This window comes from Arthrobacter sp. ISL-48 (assembly GCF_018613805.1).
Lineage (GTDB): Bacteria > Actinomycetota > Actinomycetes > Actinomycetales > Micrococcaceae > Arthrobacter.
In genome coordinates this window covers 110,267-126,459 of the sequence record NZ_JAGGPL010000021.1, presented here as the reverse complement: position 1 = coordinate 126,459, position 16,193 = coordinate 110,267, and the positions used below count along the sequence as shown (strand labels likewise).

The following is a 16,193-nucleotide window of genomic DNA, read 5'->3' as shown; positions in this document are numbered from 1 at the left end:
CCGTGGAAACGCCGGTGCTGCAGGTGCTCACTGAACCCTTTCCTACCGTCGGTTCTCGGAAGATAATGCTGCGCCAACAAGATTTGTGCTGGAGTCGCTGGCCGACGTTGTAATTTTCGAGGAAACCCAGTCGGGCGAGAGTACGGACGTCAGGTACACGCCTTTAGCTGTCATACGGGTCAGCAATGCATCCCGGTAGTGGCTTCCAATTGCCTCGATCACTCCACCAACGAGCACCAGCCGATCGATTGAAGGGTCTATGGTGAGCGCGTAAGAAAAGACGTCGGCCAACGGTTGTGTCGCCATCGAGAGAATGAGGAGAGCGAAAGGGTCAGCTCCGTCAAGTGCGTCTGCAAAGCCCTCTTCAAACTCCGAGCGATCCGACCACTGGGACATCATGGAATGCCCTGACTCCAATGGACGTTCCTGCATGAGCAACCGAGCGACTTGCTCTATACCGGGACCGCTTGAGTATGAGGCGACGTGATTCAGCTCCCCGCAATCGCACATCAGCTCCAGGCAAGAATCGCTAACGGCTGGCAAGTGACCTATTTCGCCCTGCAACCCCGCCGCGTCGAGCGGCACCCCACCCAGATCGGGAAGATACAGTCTGCTCGCTATACCGGTGCTTACGGTCGTCACCAAAACCTTGTCACGGGAAGCATCCGGTGCAGAGTCCTGGTATGCCAAAAGTGCTGCCGTGACATCGTTAACCACATGCCACTCGGTCTCTGGGCGGGTCTCTCTCAACTTCTGAATGATCGGGAACGCCAACATGTCGGAGCCAGACAGGGGTGCAGAGGCATAAAGAGTTCCTTGAGTGTGGTTTATGGCCGCACCCAGGCTGATGCTGGCCCTCACGGTGCCGGGAGGGACCAACTTCATGAGCATGCCGAGCAGTTGGCAGCCCAAAGGGTCGGCGTGTTCCTTGTCCAAGTAGGAAGCCGTGGGAACCTTACGAATCGACTCGGGCAGTAGACCCAAGCCTCTTCTCCACATTCCGGAACGGATCCAAGTTCCGCCGACATCGACTACCAGTATCGTGTCGCTGCTTGAGGCGTGGCGGTGGGGCCCATTCACCTTCTCGTGGGGAGTGAGCCAGGTAATGCTCATGCCTCTGCGGCCTGTCTCTGCTCAGGCAGAACCGGCCCGACGGCTAGCTTTTCCAGCCTGTTCACCGAACGGACAGCCTTGTGGAGTTCGAATGAGCTGACGTCGTTGAAGAAATCCGCCTTGCCGATCCCGATCAACAATGGAAGCCGTTGCTTGCCATCCCGGTGTTTCACGGTGTCGTTCAGCGCCTTGACAAGCAATTCGGGAGTAAAAAGTCCGTCGGAGACCGGCAGTCCAATGCCCGTCAGCAACCGGTACACGCGGACGGCCTCCTGTTCCGTCAGAAGTCTCCGGTCATGGGAAAGAGCTACACATACTGCCATGTCAATGGCGACTGCTTCTCCATGAAGAACTGGTGGATCCGCGATGAGCTCCAGGGAAGGGCTGAAAGTATGGCCAAAGTCGACTATGCGCTCAAGATTGGATTCATGGAGATTTGGCTCCAACTCCTCGAGCATTCCAGATACAGAGCGCCGGATGATCTCGCCGTGAATTGGAGAGTGGGACCCAAAACCGCCGCCGGACAGCTGCAACAGTGAATTTTCAAGAAGGTTGAAGAGCGCAGCATCTTTGACCAAGGCCATCTTTACGACCTCGGCCAATCCATTAACGATATGACGATGAGGCACCGAGCTGAGAAAAGTAGGATCAATGAGAGAGCAGGCTGGCGCGTAGTAGGTGCCCAACCTGTTCTTGTGATCGCCATAGTTCACGCCTGTTTTCACACCGACGCCTGCATCGACCTGTCCAAGGAGCGTCGTCGGTACCCGCACATAGGGAACTCCCCGCCGGAACAGGCTGGCCGCCATCCCGACCACGTCCATAACCACACCGCCTCCGATTACGACGACCTTTTCTGAGCGACGCAGCAGCCCTACCTCCCCGATCCGGGCGGCGACTTTCATCGCTGATTCAACGTCTTTTGTGCCCTCATTTCCTTCAAGAACCATGTACGAAGGCACCAGACCCCAGTGCACGAAGTAACTGTGGATCTCCTGCCGATAAATTTCGTTCACAGCGTCATCGAGAACGATAAGAACCTGATGCTCCCGGTCCTGCCTCGAAAGACACGACTCAGCCAGCACCGGGTTTTCTAGATCGAGCAGTCCCTTACAAATGCGAACCTCGTACGTGATCGTGTGGGAATGTTCCACTGTCCATGCGCCTGAAGTGTTTCGTGGGTCAAATTTCGATTCAGCCGGGAAGGTTTCCATAGTGTTCTCATTCCTTTGACCTAGAGCACAGCGGTATTGGGTAGCTTCTACATGAGACGGCATCATCGGCCGGAAATGGCGCTCCTAGCGCTCGATCTGTACCGTTACACAGCACGCTAGCCGACGGTGTAGCGTTACACAAATCGCTTGATAGAACTCAGTTGCCCACGTAGTCTCGATTGGTGACAAAACAGAACCAGCGCAGAGTGACCCTCCGGGACGTTGCGAATGAGGCGGGCCTGTCCGTGATGACGGTCTCGTATGCTTTCAATAACCCTGACCGTGTCTCCGAGGAGTCGCTCCAGCGCGTGCTCAATGCGTCAAAGGTTCTGGGCTACGCTGGCAAGAATCCATGGGCGACCTCGCTGAGAACCGGCAAGTCCAACAGCCTGGGCGTCGTCTTTGGCGAGCACCTGACCTACGCCTTCAGCGATCCACAGGCCAGTGAATTTCTCGCAGGAGTCGCCAGCATATGTGTTGAACGCCATTTGGGTCTTACATTTATTCCCACCGAAGGGACCCCTGGGGATGCCTCGCGGGTTTCGGAAGCCGCAGTGGACGGGTATGTCTTCTGGACTACGGTCATGGATGATCCAACATTGGGCGCAGCAGTCAGGACCGGCCGCCCTTGTGCCATTCAAGGGGGGCCTGAATACGACGGGATCGTCAGAGTGCGTGCCGATGACCGCGCAGCGGCTCGAGCGATGAGCACGACGAGCCTGAAGGGAACAAGCCATCCCGTGATTGTCAGTTTCTCACTCGATCACACGCGCACCCCTAGCCAGGGATACGGCTTGGATATAACTGAGGCCAAACTTCCCGTAACGCAGGACCGCCTGCAAGGTTTTCGGGAAGGCCTTGAGGCAGCGGGGTTCAATTGGAGTGACGTCTATGTCATCGCGCTTTCCCGTAACCTCAGAACCGAGGCGAAAACCACCTTCGACCTCCTTTTGAAGGAGGCGCAAATCCCTGTGGACGCTGTTCTGTGCATGAGTGACGAACTAGCTGTAGGGGTGTTGGAGACCGCCTCCGAAAACGGGCGAGTAGTGCCGAACAGTCTTTCAGTTTCGGGATGGGATGACGGGCCGGCGGCCGCCGCCGAAGGGCTGACGACCCTCCGGCAGTCCCTCTATGAGCAGGGGCGGACCTGCGGTCAGATTGCGGCTGGCCTCACCGCCGATCAGCCGCAGGCATCCTGGAGTGTCATCGAAAGGCAAAGCACCAGGCGCTGACTTTCGTCCACGTGGCATCTGGCGTATGCGAGTCTTGCCTAGGCCCGGTCGACCAGTTCAGGAACAGGGGAAGCGGCTGGTTCCAGCGACAGCGGCGTGAAAGCCCGCCGCAGGCGGATCACTATGAAGCCAGCGAAAAGGGCGATGATTCCTGCCCAAACCGGGACCATGGCGAGCTGATCCCGGTCGATCATCCATCCTCCAATAAGCGAACCGCCAGCTATTCCGATCTGAAACGCGACGACGTACACCGATGAGGCTACATCCGCAGATCCTGGGGCAACCCGGATAACGGCGGACTGCAGGCAGACGGGCACCGCCGCGAATGCTCCGCCGAGTGCAACCACCGAGACGATGACGGCGACCGGTGCCACGTCGGCAAAAACGGCCATACCGAACAGGGCTGCCGCCAAGGTGGCCAGACACACGACAGCCGCCAGCCTGGGGCGGCGGTCGGTCACTTTCCCCACGATAGATACCCCCACAAGCCCGGCAAGGCCGAAGGCCAGCAAAACCATAGACAGCGCAGTCCCCGTCACCCCCGCATAACGCTCAAGGAAGACGGCTATATAGGTGTAAGTGGCGAAATAGGCAACAACAACGAGCACCGTTCCCACACACAGCGCAATGAGTGTCCCGTCCTTGATCGTCCGGACGAACGGCTCCCACTGCGCCCGGTGGCCTCTGTCCAAAGTCGTTGATCCCAAAGCTGGAAGGGCCGCTCGGAGTCCGATGAAGGTGACAATTGCCAAGAAAGCAAGAAGGGCCGCGGCCAATCGCCAACCGATCAGCTCGCCCAAGGCCGTGACGAGCGGTGTTCCGGCCACCATCGCCAGAGAGCTCCCCGTGAAGGCAATCGCCGTGGCATAACCTTCACGGCCTCTGGGAACAAGCAGGGCGGCAGTGGGGGCGATCATCGACCAAAAGATTCCGTGCGTAGTGGCGGAGAGCAGCCTGGCCCCGAGCAGTAGTTCGTAGGTGGGCGCGACCGATATGGCCACATTGGAAACGGCCAGTGCGGCCACAGTGACCAGGATTAGGCGGCGGCGACCAATGGATGACGTCATCACAACTACAGGGATAACGGTGACTGCCACGACTGCGGCGTACAAGGTCAGTAGGGCGCCGATCTGGGATTCAGCCACCTGCAGGTCAGCCGACATCCTCGGGAGCAAGCCAACGGGAAACGATTCCGAGGTGTTGTACCCAAAGGCGGCCAGGGCAAGCATGAGCAGTCCAACTCGAACTCGACGTGTGATCATCATCTGTGTAACGATACACCTTGAATCCCCAATCGAGTAAAGGCTAGTGGCAGGATCATCAATACGCCGTGAAGTGCAATGAGTGCAAGAGGGGTTTCTGTTGGACAAGTCCGGTGCTTCTGTCCGTATATGAGTTGCCAGTGAATTCCGAACAGTACGTAGCCAAGGGACACGCTGGCCGAAGGTCCAGCTGTCCTCCCATGAAGCAGGTCGAATCAAAGGAGCGGCATTGAAAACACAACGGCGGCGGACAGCGGGTTTAACCGTCAACATCAAAGACGTAGCACTGGCCGCCGGAGTCTCGACGGCCACGGTGTCACGCGCCCTGAGACAACAACCTAGCGTCACACTATCGACCAGAAACAGAATCAACAGAATCGCTGCGGCCATGGGCTATTCCATTTCCCCCTCGGCCGCGGCCTTGGCCACAGGACGGTCCCGTATCATAACGGTACTGACCCCGACAGTGCGCCACTGGTTCTATTCCAAAGCTCTCGAAGGCGCCTCCCGCGCACTGGCGGCCCGAAACTACAGTCTCAACATCGTTGTAACCGATCCGCACGATTGCAAGCACATCGCGACGCTAGGCCCGAGCCATGTCGATGCCCTCCTCATCTTCGGCAACGCCGCCGAGTCAGGAACAGCACTCTTGGAGCTGACAGGCTCAACACTTCCCTGTGCTATTGTCGGCGGCCGCGCTTCCCGCGGCCACAGCGTGGGAGTGGATGAGCAGCAAATACTCTCCGCAGCAGTACGCCATTTGCGCCAATCAGGGCATAAGCGCATAGCCCTGTTGATCGCAGACAGCTACGTATGGATCGAAGAGGATACCGGCTGCCCGGAGCTCCTTGAGGCAGTGCGAAAGTCCTTGTCGCACAGGGCAACGGAATCACCCCTTGAAGCATTCACCCGGACTAGGGAGGTCTTTGAAAAGCTATGGACAGGTTGGACATCCGGACCTGCCGCGTTCATCTGTCCCTCAGATGAAGCGGCCATTGGGATCCTCTTCGAATGCGCGAGAAGAGGAGTAAAAATCCCTGAGCAGGTTGCGGTTGTCAGCTTGGAAGGAAACGACCTGGCCGCCCCCCTAGGATTGACATCCATCCTTCAACATCCAGCGGATCAAGCGGCTCTGGCCGTCCGAATCCTCCTTGATGAGCTCGCCGGGGCCAGCGGAGAGCCCACTTCCGTGACAACCCCATTCGAGCTGATCGTCCGAAGCTCATCATCCCCTCAGGAGCCGCCCGCTGCGTTGCCGGGCTCAGCCAGCTCCGCGAAGAGCCGTCCGGAGAACTCTCGCGACAGAATCAGATAGAGGTTACGTCCATTAGCGTGGTGTAACGGCCCACCTCGGGCGTTTTGCCGGATGCGAAGGCGGTCACCGCGTGATCCTTGGAAATGACAGTCCAATGTCTTTCCTGAAGGAGAACTCCGCGATGACCGCACCCTATTCTATCGATCCGACCCGTTTTTTGTCCGAGCAGCTCGAGCAGGCCTCTCCTGACCTGCTGCGCCAGATGCTACAGACCTTCATCACAGCCCTGATGGGCGCCGAGGCCGACGCCGTCTGCGGCGCCGAATACGGCCAGACCTCCGCGGAGCGGGTGAACTCCCGCACGGGTACCGGCAGCGGGACTTCGACACCCGTGCCGGGACCCTTGACGTCGCCATCCCGAAGCTGCGCCAGGGCACGTATTTCCCGGATTGGCTGCTGGAGCGCCGGCGCCGCGCCGAGGCCGCACTGACCTCGGTGGTGGCGACCTGCTACCTGCTCGGCGTCAGTACCCGGCGGATGGAGAAGCTCGTTGAGTCCCTGGGCATCACCCGCCTGTCCAAGTCCCAGGTCTCGATCATGGCCCGGGACCTCGACGAACAGGTCGAGGCGTTCCGGACCCGCCCTCTGGATGCCGGCCCGTACCCGTTCGTCGCCGCCGATGCGCTGGTGCTGAAGGTCCGCGAGGGCGGGCGGGTCGCGAACGTCTACGCCCTTCTCGCGACCGGCGTCAACGCCGATGGCCACCGCGAAATCCTGGGCCTGCAGGTGACCTCGGCCGAGGACGGGGCCGGCTGGCTGGGATTCTTCCGTGACCTCACCGCCCGAGGGCTGTCCGGGGTCAAGCTGGTGACCTCCGACGCCCACGCCGGCCTCGTGGCGGCGCTCGGCGCGACCCTGCCCGGAGCGTCCTGGCAGCGCTGCCGAACCCATTACGCGGCGAATCTGATGTCCCTCACGCCCAAGACCTCCTGGCCCTGGGTGAAAACCCTGCTGCACAGTGTCTACGACCAGCCCGACGCGGACGCCGTACACGCCCAGTTCGACCGCGTCATCAACGCACTGGAAGAGAAGCTGCCCAAGGTCGCCGACCACCTCGAAGCCGCCCGCGCCGACGTGCTCGCGTTCACGCCGTTCCCGAAGGGGCTCTGGCGGCAGGTGTGGTCCAATAACCCCCAGGAACGCCTCAATCGCGAGATCAGAAGGCGGACAGACGTGGTCGGGATCTTCCCGGACCGGAACTCCCTCATCCGGCTTGTGGGCGCCGTCCTGGCCGAGCAACACGATGACTGGATCGAAGCCCGCCGCCACCTCGGCCTTGACCTCATCCAACAGGCCCAGGCCGCCGGCACCCCGACCACAGAGGAGGCAGGAAACCCCACAGAACTGGCTCTCAGCGCCTAAACAAACCAAGGATCACACGGCAACCGCGTTACACCACGCATATGGACTTGACCTCCATAGTATACAAAAGTCAGGGCTGTCAAACGACGGCAGGCGATCTGGATTTGTTAGTAACGGATAGTCCCCGTCCATCCAGCTAAGGAAGAACCTTGGCCAAATTCAGCCTCTAATCGCGGTGGCGGGATTTTGTCGGCTGGCAACCCAGGCTGGATAAAGTGAACTGATGAGGCCGGTAAGGACTGATGCACCCATTCCTATGAGTGGCAAGCTGCCAGCCAGTACGGGCGTCCACCCTTGAGCTAAGGCTCCGAATAGTGTGCCTGCTACGCCTAGGGCAATCCCAATTGCCCCGCCCATGGACGAGATCAGAAGACCTTCAATCATGAACAGGCGTCCGATGTATCCTCGACCCGCTCCGATTGCCCTCAATAGCGCGATCTCAGAGGTGCGAGACTGAACAGTCAGATACATCACTGTGGCTGCGCTGGCGGCGGTCAAGGCCAAGAGAACTGATGAGAGGATTCCGACGAAAAGACCTAGATCATTGGACACTCCGAAGCGTAATGAGTCCAGATCCGCCACTGTTTGTGTCTTGATGCTGCCTGGACTCTCGGGGGCCAAGGAAAGCGGAACGGCCCGTGCAACGGCAGCAGGAAACCCCATGTCGGTCTTAATAACGATGGACAGCCGTACTCTGGGATTCTGGGAGAGCAGTCCGGGACTCACGATCACGGAGCTTTCGAGCTCGCTGAAGCGGTCACCCACTTGAAACAACCCAACGATCGGAACCCGGGCTCCGTCGATCCAGACGGCGTATCCCGGGGTCAATCCCATTCTGTCGTCGCCTAGAGGAAAACCTAGAGCCTCCGCAGCTTTTCTTGAAACCAATGCGACTGGTTGTACAGATGAATCTTCCAGTAGTTCTGTACTGGTTGACGGCACGATTTCGGTGGCCGCTTGTTCAATGAATGACCTTGAAGTGCTGGCCAAACCTATAGCCTGACTTGGTTCTGCATCACCGGCATACAGTCGAGATATCTTGGTGTCAGCAGGCTGAACCATTGCGAGAAACCCGGCATTTTGGACATGAGGCAGATTCGCCAGCTTGTCAAGATCCTTAGCAAGACGGTCGCTTTGGGGATTCAGAAAAGCGGACGGACGATCGAGATCGACACGGACCTCATCGAGTGCAGCGGCAGTGAGGCGGCTACTGATTTGCGCCGACGCTGTTTCACTGAGCCCTACGGAAGTTACAAGACCTCCGATGCCAAGGGCAAAAGCAGCCATTAGCAGGAGCGTCCGCACGCCTCGCGTTGAAAGAGCCGATACGGCGGCAAGGACGTCATCGACCAGCGATCCCCAAGGGCCTAGATGCCTGCGCTTCTGTTTCGGACGGGGATTACCAGGTCCAGGGACATAATTCGCAGACTCAGGTGAGGCCGTTGTAGAGTCCTCGACAATCCTCCCATCAAGTATTTCTACTCGCCGCGAGGCTGTTGCGGCGACCTCCATGTCGTGCGTAATGACAACGACTGTGGCCCCGGAGCGATGCAAGGCATGCAAATGCTCAACTATCCTACGGCTGTTCTCGGAATCCAGGTTTCCGGTTGGCTCATCGGCCAAGATCAGGGCCGGTGAAGTTGCTATCGCCCTGGCAATGGCAACACGTTGGCGCTCTCCCCCGGACAGCAACTTGGCACGGCTGTCTATCTTTGATTTGAGCCCGACCTGGACAAGGGCATCAACAGCGCATTTGACGCGGTCGCGAATGGCTACCCTTTGGACTCGTAGCCCCATCGCTGCGTTAGCCAATACGGAGTCGTCTCCCAGGACGTGGGAGGACTGGAAGACAAATCCGAAGGTTTTTGAACGCAGGTGATTGCGGCCCTTCTCATCCATTGCTATGGAATCGATGCCAAGGACTTGGTAGTCGCCGCTGGTTGGGCTGTCGAGTAGGCCAAGGATGTTTAGAAGAGTCGATTTTCCTGATCCTGAGGGACCTACTATGGCCACAAAGTCGCCGGGATAAACGTCCAAAGAGACATCGTCGATCGCCGCCGTTTCGCTTCCCGGGTACAGACGGGAAACCTTTTGCAAGGACAGGAGGGGGACACGGCTGTCAAGCGGCGTGTTAGCTGGCTGAAGGTCCGAATCAAGTACCGTCATTTTCTATGAAACCTTGACCTGATCTCCTGGGTGCAGATCGCCACTGATGGCGACATAGCCCCCACCGGAGCGGAGGATGGATACACTAACCCTGACTTCCGACGGCGGAGATTTTTCCGCGCCGGCCCCGTCGGGTTCTCTTTCACGGGTTTCTGAACGTTTTGTGACGAAGTGCCCGGAACCGTCTTCCCGAACGGCTATCAAGGGAACTGAGAGAGCCTCTTCGACTTGTCCGATGGTCTGGATGGTCGCCGGTTGATCAACGGGCAAATCGAGGTCGCCAGCTTCGGCGGGGGTCAGCGCGACCGGTTTTCCCGGTAAGGTGCCGTCCTTTCCCTCCTGAAAATTGCCGATCTTATCCACAACCGCAGGGAACTCCTTTGGGCCGACTCGGGCAGTCAGCTTCTGCCCGATTTTGAGTTGATCTGCTTGGGAGACTTCTGCCACGAATTCGACATAGCTGGACGTGGTGCGCAGTGTCAGCAGGGGCTTCTCTACGTCCACCTCAGCCCCTATCGGTGCAGACGAAGTGACTAGGCCGCTTCCTTCCGGCATTAAGAGAAGTTGCCGAAAGGGAATGTACGGGGTAGCTGGCTTAGGCAGGTTCTCCGTCTTCTGTTCCGTCTTCGCAGCAGAGCTCGGAGGAGCGGCTTCGGTGTCCGACTTAGTAAGTTGCTTCGGCAACTCGAAGTCGGCCGCCGCGAAAATGTCGCTTATTGCATTCATGGTGAGCCGGTCGACTACACTCGTCAGTTCGACATAGTAGCCCAATGTTGCTAGCGATTTCTGTAACGCCAGAACATCATCGCCGCTGTCGTTGAGTACGAGATCGCGGTACAGCGGGAGCGGGCCGGAGAGCAGGAAGTAGGGACGCCCAGATACGACGCCTGCCAAGGATCCAGGTTCCACTCGGGCTCCCGGTGTCAAAGATTGCCTCACTACAACGTTCGGCTTTGTCTCTGAAAGGGCAACAATCTTGACCGTAGTGCCAGGTTGGACTCGTCCCGTAAAGGTGAGGCGGTTATCGACAACTCTGGTTTCAACTGTGGACCATACGGCGATTGTCTGTTGGGCGGACTGGATAGCGTCGCGAGGAGGGGACCCAATGAAGCGGCCCGCGAGAAAGGCTGAAGCCAGCAGCGCCAGCACACACATAACGACCGCCACAGCGCGCTTCGGATGAGCCACTCTCTGTGCTCGGATCTCTTCACCATTATCGTTCAAGGTCACCGAAGGTCTTCTATTGGTTGGTCGCAAGATACTTCTTGGCGTTCTCAACGTACGCTTGGTTCTTTGTCTTTTCTTCATTCAACGGGGCCTGTTTGGCCTTGATCAATGTTGCTTGGTATCCCGCCTCAAGGTCGCCAAGGCGCTGGGTCAGCTGGGTGCTCTGGTTACACTTAGCTTCCTTCAGCGCGGTACGAATTTCCTCTTCTTTGTCTGCGGGGGAAGGGTTCTTCGGATCGATTCGCGTGAGAATGTCTATCGCCTGCTGACTTGCCCAATCGCTGTCACCGGTGCGCGGGAGGAGTCCGACGTCCTTCAAGCACTGCCACCAGTCTTCGCGATACTCTGACCATTTCGGATCTTTCTGGGCGTTGTGCTGGGCCTCCGCGCGCACCTCATTCGTTGCTGAACGGGTCATGAGAGGGTCCGGCGGGGTGAAACCCGCCACTTCGCTGGAAGTGTCAGACAAGCATTGGCTTCTTGCCGTTTCCCAGGCCTCGCCCTTTGTGTCGGTACTCTGCGTGTCTCGGTTTTCCTGGATCATGCCGTATCCGTATCGACCTGCACGCTCTACGTTCCAAAGGCCGTAGTCCCGATCCTCTGCAACCGAAAGCTGGGGAGATCGGGTGGTCACGAAAGCGTGCTTGGCCATGCATTTGCCAATTGCGACCTCACGCGCCAAGGATATTGTCGCATATCCCATGTTGGAAATGTCATAGTCATCCAATGGCATAACAATCGTCGAATTGCTTTGATCAATTTTGGCCCGGGCCGATTCGTCAGGCTTAACTTCACCGCCACAACTACTAATCAACAGACCTGCAACCGCCAGGGTGGAAACGACTGCATATTTAGACCTTTTCAAATGCCCGGACACCTTTTCTTCTCAAATTCCACAGAGGCAACTTTCGAGCTAACACCAATTGCCGGAGCGAGGGATAAAACTGCAGGCGCCGCTGAATCCAGCGAAATAAGGTTGGATTCAGCGGCGACCCTCAGAACTTAGACGCGCTGGTAGCTGCTGATCTCATCGTTCCAGTTCCACCAAGGATTCATCATGAGCGACGTCAGGTCGTTGTAGTCGTAGCTTGACGTGAAGTTCGTACCAAGATAGCCAGCATCCTGGTAAAAGCGAACGTTATAGCCGAAGTTCCTTATAGACGTTGCCGCGTTATCGAAGCTTCCAACGTTGGGCGCATTGTCCGCGCCATACGTTCGTGCCGCACCTGAGGCGTTGTAGTTCGAGTTCTCATAGAGAATGGTGGCATTCGCGGCAGGAATCACCGCGCCGAAGCTCGCGACGACTACAGCCAAACCCGCAAATGCTTTTGTAGACCTTTTCAATTTTTACCCCATCTATTTTTATTGGATGCGACCAAAGGGAATTGATTGGTTCGCAATCTTGACAATAACCAACGATGTCAAGTTGGACAACTATTACAGACTATTACGTCTTTAGTAATTCGGGAAAACGCGACAGAAAAGCGGCGCGAGATTAATACTCTCGAGCTCTTTGTTGATCAGCTACCGCATAAGAGACACATATCGAGGGTCAGAAACGATGACGTTCGGAGTGGTTGGATTGTCCTTATCCAGACCAATTCCGAGGGTCAAAAGCAGGGAATCCGGCTCATGGCAGAGCATACACTGATTTTCTCTTTAGGAGCAAGGAAGGCAATCGGTTTCTTGTTGGCTAAGTTTTTTGTCGCGCATGATACATCAGACAACCGATTTTGAGTTGTCACGTAACCGACAGCAGTAAACTAAGGAGGCTGACTAATTTCGCAACGAGCATTCGCAGGTCTGCGACCGACGTCGAATGGGCTAGAAGTTCACCCCGATACCCCTACGAGCAGCGGCAGGGTGCGGAATTCCCAAGCGGACTCGGCCTTGGTCAGCGTTCAGACGCCGCCCATGTGGGACGCGCCGGCATTCAATGGCACCTGCCGCTATCCAAGAGACACCGATCTCGGGGTTGAGTAGGAACTGAACAGCGATTAGCGTTAAGGCCCGGTACTCCTGGAGTCGCCGTGAGCCGCCAAGTTTGGTTGATGCCCTGGAATGACGACACTGCGCTCCTGCAGGCCTCCGAGCGCGCTCAACGGAGGGTTTGTGAAAAGTGAAGAGTCCGACGGCAGCGTGGGGAGGGGAGCCCTGGCGGTTGGGTCTTTGACTTTGAAGTTCATTGGCGGGTGTTGTAGTCTGCGTTGAATTGCGAATTGCTAAGACATATTGGGGAATGTGCGCGTATGGCGGCATGGGGGACGGCTGGCGGGATGTTGTCGTGCGCGCGAATAGCGTGAGGAATCCGGGCGCAGCAGGTGTGGTTGCGGTGGCAGCGAGCCTAACGGTCCTCCAACTCGGCAACGGTGTGGCCGTTGGTCTCAATGAAGCCGTAGCCCCGGAATGGCGACGTGTCTAAGAGTGGGAATCGGAGCTTTGTTGCTCCTCCCTGCGCTCTGGTTGGCACGATACTCCGCTGCGGCTTCCAGAGGCCGGATCATTGCATATGGCTTCGTTTTAGGCTTGATGCAAACTTCTTCTATTAAGCAATTTCACACATCACACTGTCCTTGGCCGTTTCCATTGAATTCGTTGTCCCCCTGGCATCGGCTGCCTGCCTTCGCGTTCCTGGGCGGTCCGGTTACCGGTCTTGGGTGCTGTGGCTGGGTTATTCCTCATTGGCGACTACGACGGTCAGGCTGGTCTCATAGGAATCCTGTGGGCTGTGGCTACCGGGATCCTGTTCCGAGTCGGAACGGCCACGCCGGCCGGGTCCCAGCCACTTGTGGTGCTGTCCAAAGCCCTGTGGGTCGCGTTGCCAGTTGTTCTTGCAGGCCAACTCCTCGGCCCCGGTCCCCGCCTTGCCCCGCAGTAGGCCAACAGTCCGGCATGGCACTTGTCGGGGCGCTGTTGACCATGGTTATTCCATTTTCTCTTGAACTTTTCGCCATGAATCGCCTCCGTGCGCTTCCCTTCGCATTGATCTCGGCTTTGGATCCCACACTGGCTTCGGCCGTCGGTGTTTTCGATCTGCACCAGTTTTTTCAACGCTGAGCTTCGTCTCAAACGCCACGCCAAAGTACGGTGGCGATGCATAGAACCTGTGGTTGTCGCTTTGACTAGTGCCCATACGCATCGATCCGCTGGGCTGAACCGGCTTCCGGAGTCAACAATCCTGAGCGTACACTGCCCCGTCCCGGGCACCACGGGTTGACCCGCTCGATGGGCAGGGTCGGTGCGTGCGCGGATAACGCCGCGATGGAGTCGTTCTTCTCTCTGCTGCAGAAGAATATCCTGGACCGTCAGCGGCGGCTCACAAGCCAGGAACTTGTCAGCGATGGTCGAAAAGTGAGCCATTTCGTGGGTTGAAAACTGAGCCACGTTGACGTGGCTATTCTGCCGTATTTTCTGGTCTTGTCGAGGGCAGCGAGTCTGTCTGTGCATGTTTGAGTCGGTAGCTGGAGCCTTTGAGGGTGATGACTTCGGCGTGGTGGACGATGCGGTCGATCATGGCTGAGGCGACAACCTGGTCACCGAACACGTCTCCCCAGCGGGCGAATGGCAGGTTCGAGGTCAGGATCAGCGAGGCATGCTCGTAGCGTGAGGACACGAGCTGGAAGAACAGGTTCGCAGCGTCCTGCTCGAACGGGATGTAGCCGACTTCGTCGACGATAATCAGCCCGTATCGGCGCAGCCTGACCAGTTCCTGAGGCAGTCGCCCGCCCTGGTGTGCTGTCTGGAGCCGGGCGACCCAGTCGATGGCCGTGGCGAACAGGACCCGGTGACCGAGCTGGGTGGCCCTTAGTCCCAGACCGGTGGCGAGGTGTGTTTTACCGGTTCCGGGCGGTCCGAGCAGGACGATGTTGGAGGCTTCGGTGAGGAACGCGCCGGTGGCCAGGTGCGCGATGATGTCGCGTTTGAGGCCGGGCTGATGGTCGAAGCTGAAGTCCTCGAGTGATTTGCGGGCCGGAAATCCGGCTGCCCGGGCACGCGTCTCGGCTCCGGAGGCTTCCCGGGCAGCGACTTCCCGGGACAGGACCGCGGCGAGGTATTCCTCATGGGTCCAGCCGTTGTCGCGGGCCTGGTCCCCGAGCCGGGCTGCTGCTTCCCGGATCCGGGGTGCCTTCATCGCCCGGGAGTAGTACTCGATCTGTCCGACGGTTTCCTTGGCTTCGGTCATCAGGCGACCTGCCCGTCATCGAGAACGACGTTGAAGGCCCGGTCGTAGTCCGCCAGATCCCGCAGCCCGGCCGAGTCTGCGGCCGGCGCAGGGTTCTGGAAGGCTTTCCGCAGGGTCCGGGCGGCCTCGACATGGTCCGGGTCGGTGATCGTCAGGCCGGTTCCCCAGGATCGGGGGTGGTTTCCGACGGATCTGCCGTCCAGGCTGATCGTGACGGTTTCCAGGTCTGCGGTGACGTCGACGAACCTGCCGATGGCCTGCGGGTGGACGGAGTAGTCGTTGGATCCCATCCGGACGTAGTAGTCCCGAGGGAGCCGGACGCGGGCCGCGAATCCCGTGACGGGCGGAACCGGCGGCAGCCCCAGCATCGCCGCCTTGTCCGGCCCGATAAGCTCATCGGGCCGCGCCCCGGTGCGCCGGACTAGTCGGGCGTTGGCCGTGGGCAGCCACTTTCCGAGCTGGGAGTTGAAGTCAGCCGGGGACTCGAAGGTCCGGCCGGGCAGGAACGAGGTCTCCAGGAACTGGTTGGCCCGCTCCACCACGCCCTTGCTCTCCGGGTCATAGGGTTTCACCTGCACGATCCTGGTCGCGAGTACGCCGGCGAATGCAGCCACTCCGGCGGCGTAGCTGTTCCGCCGCCCGATGCCGGTCTCGTTGTCCCAGATCAGCCGCCGAGGAACGGCCCCCAGGGATCCGATCAGCTCCCACATCCCGGCCAGCAGATCCCCGGTCATCCGCGACGGGATCATCCGGGCCATGATGAACCGCGAATGCGAACACACCATCACCAACACCGGCAAAACCCGGGGTTTGCCGGTCCCGACAGGTATCCGTATTTCGGGGAACCAGAGGTCGCACTGCGCCTGGTCACCGGCCTCGTAACTGATCCGGTCGGCAGGATCAGCCGGAGCATACTCCGGACGAATCATGGCGACGTTCTCACGAAACCATGCCGGTGACCCGGACCAGCCCACCCGCTCTGCCAACACCGTCGCCGGCATCCGCGGGTTCTCCTTTAACAGCGCACGGATCAACGGTTCAACGGCTTTGATCCCGGAATCCTGCGGCACACGGACATACGTTGGTGGTCCGTCAGCGCTGACGGAATTTTTCAAGCTG

Annotated in this window: 12 protein-coding genes and 2 pseudogenes; 5 read left to right on the top strand and 9 right to left on the bottom strand. The window is 58.6% G+C overall.

What is annotated here, in order from left to right; translation table 11 throughout:
- Nucleotides 1-42: 42 nt before the first annotated feature.
- Nucleotides 43-936 (bottom strand): ROK family protein, encoded by an 894-nt coding sequence (locus tag J7E83_RS17910; protein ID WP_214964925.1) that lies wholly within the window; start codon nt 934-936, stop codon nt 43-45.
- A gap of 173 nt (nt 937-1,109) precedes the next feature.
- Complete coding sequence (locus tag J7E83_RS17905; protein ID WP_214964924.1) at nt 1,110-2,327, bottom strand: sedoheptulose 7-phosphate cyclase; 1,218 nt, start codon at nt 2,325-2,327, stop codon at nt 1,110-1,112.
- 182 nt (nt 2,328-2,509) lie between these two features.
- Between J7E83_RS17905 and J7E83_RS17900 the strand changes: the two genes are divergently transcribed.
- A complete protein-coding gene (locus tag J7E83_RS17900) occupies nt 2,510-3,559 on the top strand; it encodes a LacI family DNA-binding transcriptional regulator (protein WP_311379762.1) in 1,050 nt (349 codons plus the stop codon).
- Between the two features lie 38 nt (nt 3,560-3,597).
- Here the strand turns inward: J7E83_RS17900 and J7E83_RS17895 are convergent, their stop codons facing one another.
- Nucleotides 3,598-4,824, bottom strand: a complete 1,227-nt coding sequence (locus J7E83_RS17895; protein WP_214964922.1) for an MFS transporter — start codon at nt 4,822-4,824, stop codon at nt 3,598-3,600.
- Nucleotides 4,825-5,050: 226 nt separating this feature from the next.
- Between J7E83_RS17895 and J7E83_RS17890 the strand changes: the two genes are divergently transcribed.
- Both J7E83_RS17890 and J7E83_RS17885 read left to right on the top strand, forming a co-directional pair.
- Nucleotides 5,051-6,136 (top strand): LacI family DNA-binding transcriptional regulator, encoded by a 1,086-nt coding sequence (locus J7E83_RS17890; protein ID WP_214964920.1) that lies wholly within the window; start codon nt 5,051-5,053, stop codon nt 6,134-6,136.
- 121 nt (nt 6,137-6,257) lie between these two features.
- A pseudogene (locus J7E83_RS17885) lies at nt 6,258-7,498 on the top strand (IS256 family transposase).
- Nucleotides 7,499-7,657: 159 nt separating this feature from the next.
- Here J7E83_RS17885 and J7E83_RS17880 read toward each other — a convergent pair.
- The 4 genes from J7E83_RS17880 to J7E83_RS17865 all read right to left on the bottom strand — a co-directional run bounded on the left by J7E83_RS17880 (nt 7,658) and on the right by J7E83_RS17865 (nt 12,205).
- Complete coding sequence (locus J7E83_RS17880) at nt 7,658-9,664, bottom strand: ATP-binding cassette domain-containing protein (RefSeq protein WP_214964918.1); 2,007 nt, start codon at nt 9,662-9,664, stop codon at nt 7,658-7,660.
- A gap of 3 nt (nt 9,665-9,667) precedes the next feature.
- Nucleotides 9,668-10,894 carry a hypothetical protein gene (locus J7E83_RS17875; RefSeq protein ID WP_214964916.1) on the bottom strand — a complete coding sequence of 409 codons (1,227 nt, stop codon included), beginning with the start codon at nt 10,892-10,894 and terminating at the stop codon, nt 9,668-9,670.
- A gap of 10 nt (nt 10,895-10,904) precedes the next feature.
- Nucleotides 10,905-11,768, bottom strand: coding sequence for a hypothetical protein (locus J7E83_RS17870; protein WP_214964914.1), 864 nt, complete (start codon nt 11,766-11,768; stop codon nt 10,905-10,907).
- A 125-nt stretch (nt 11,769-11,893) separates the two neighbouring features.
- Complete coding sequence (locus tag J7E83_RS17865; protein ID WP_214964912.1) at nt 11,894-12,205, bottom strand: hypothetical protein; 312 nt, start codon at nt 12,203-12,205, stop codon at nt 11,894-11,896.
- A 1,578-nt stretch (nt 12,206-13,783) separates the two neighbouring features.
- On the opposite strand from J7E83_RS17865, the gene J7E83_RS17860 reads away from it, so the two are divergent.
- Both J7E83_RS17860 and J7E83_RS17855 read left to right on the top strand, forming a co-directional pair.
- Complete coding sequence (locus tag J7E83_RS17860; protein WP_214964910.1) at nt 13,784-13,948, top strand: hypothetical protein; 165 nt, start codon at nt 13,784-13,786, stop codon at nt 13,946-13,948.
- Between the two features lie 150 nt (nt 13,949-14,098).
- Nucleotides 14,099-14,224 (top strand): annotated as a pseudogene (locus tag J7E83_RS17855) (IS3 family transposase); the annotation flags it as partial.
- A gap of 61 nt (nt 14,225-14,285) precedes the next feature.
- Here the strand turns inward: J7E83_RS17855 and istB are convergent.
- A complete protein-coding gene (gene istB, locus J7E83_RS17850) occupies nt 14,286-15,074 on the bottom strand; it encodes an IS21-like element helper ATPase IstB (RefSeq protein ID WP_214964908.1) in 789 nt (262 codons plus the stop codon).
- The gene (gene istA / locus J7E83_RS17845) at nt 15,074-16,189 is read right to left on the bottom strand and encodes an IS21 family transposase (RefSeq protein WP_251044052.1); all 1,116 of its coding nucleotides are present in this window, start codon (nt 16,187-16,189) and stop codon (nt 15,074-15,076) included. The genes istB and istA overlap by 1 nt, the downstream gene beginning before the upstream one ends.
- Between the last annotated feature and the right edge of the window lie 4 nt (nt 16,190-16,193).

Bases quoted from the DNA above. Each gene is read 5' to 3' on its own strand.
- J7E83_RS17905 (WP_214964924.1), bottom strand. From the start codon at position 2,327: ATGGAAACCTTCCCGGCTGAATCGAAATTTGACCCACGAAACACTTCA.
- J7E83_RS17895 (WP_214964922.1), bottom strand. From the start codon at position 4,824: ATGATGATCACACGTCGAGTTCGAGTTGGACTGCTCATGCTTGCCCTG.
- J7E83_RS17880 (WP_214964918.1), bottom strand. From the start codon at position 9,664: ATGACGGTACTTGATTCGGACCTTCAGCCAGCTAACACGCCGCTTGAC.
- J7E83_RS17860 (WP_214964910.1), top strand. From the start codon at position 13,784: ATGGCACTTGTCGGGGCGCTGTTGACCATGGTTATTCCATTTTCTCTT.
- istB (WP_214964908.1), bottom strand. From the start codon at position 15,074: ATGACCGAAGCCAAGGAAACCGTCGGACAGATCGAGTACTACTCCCGG.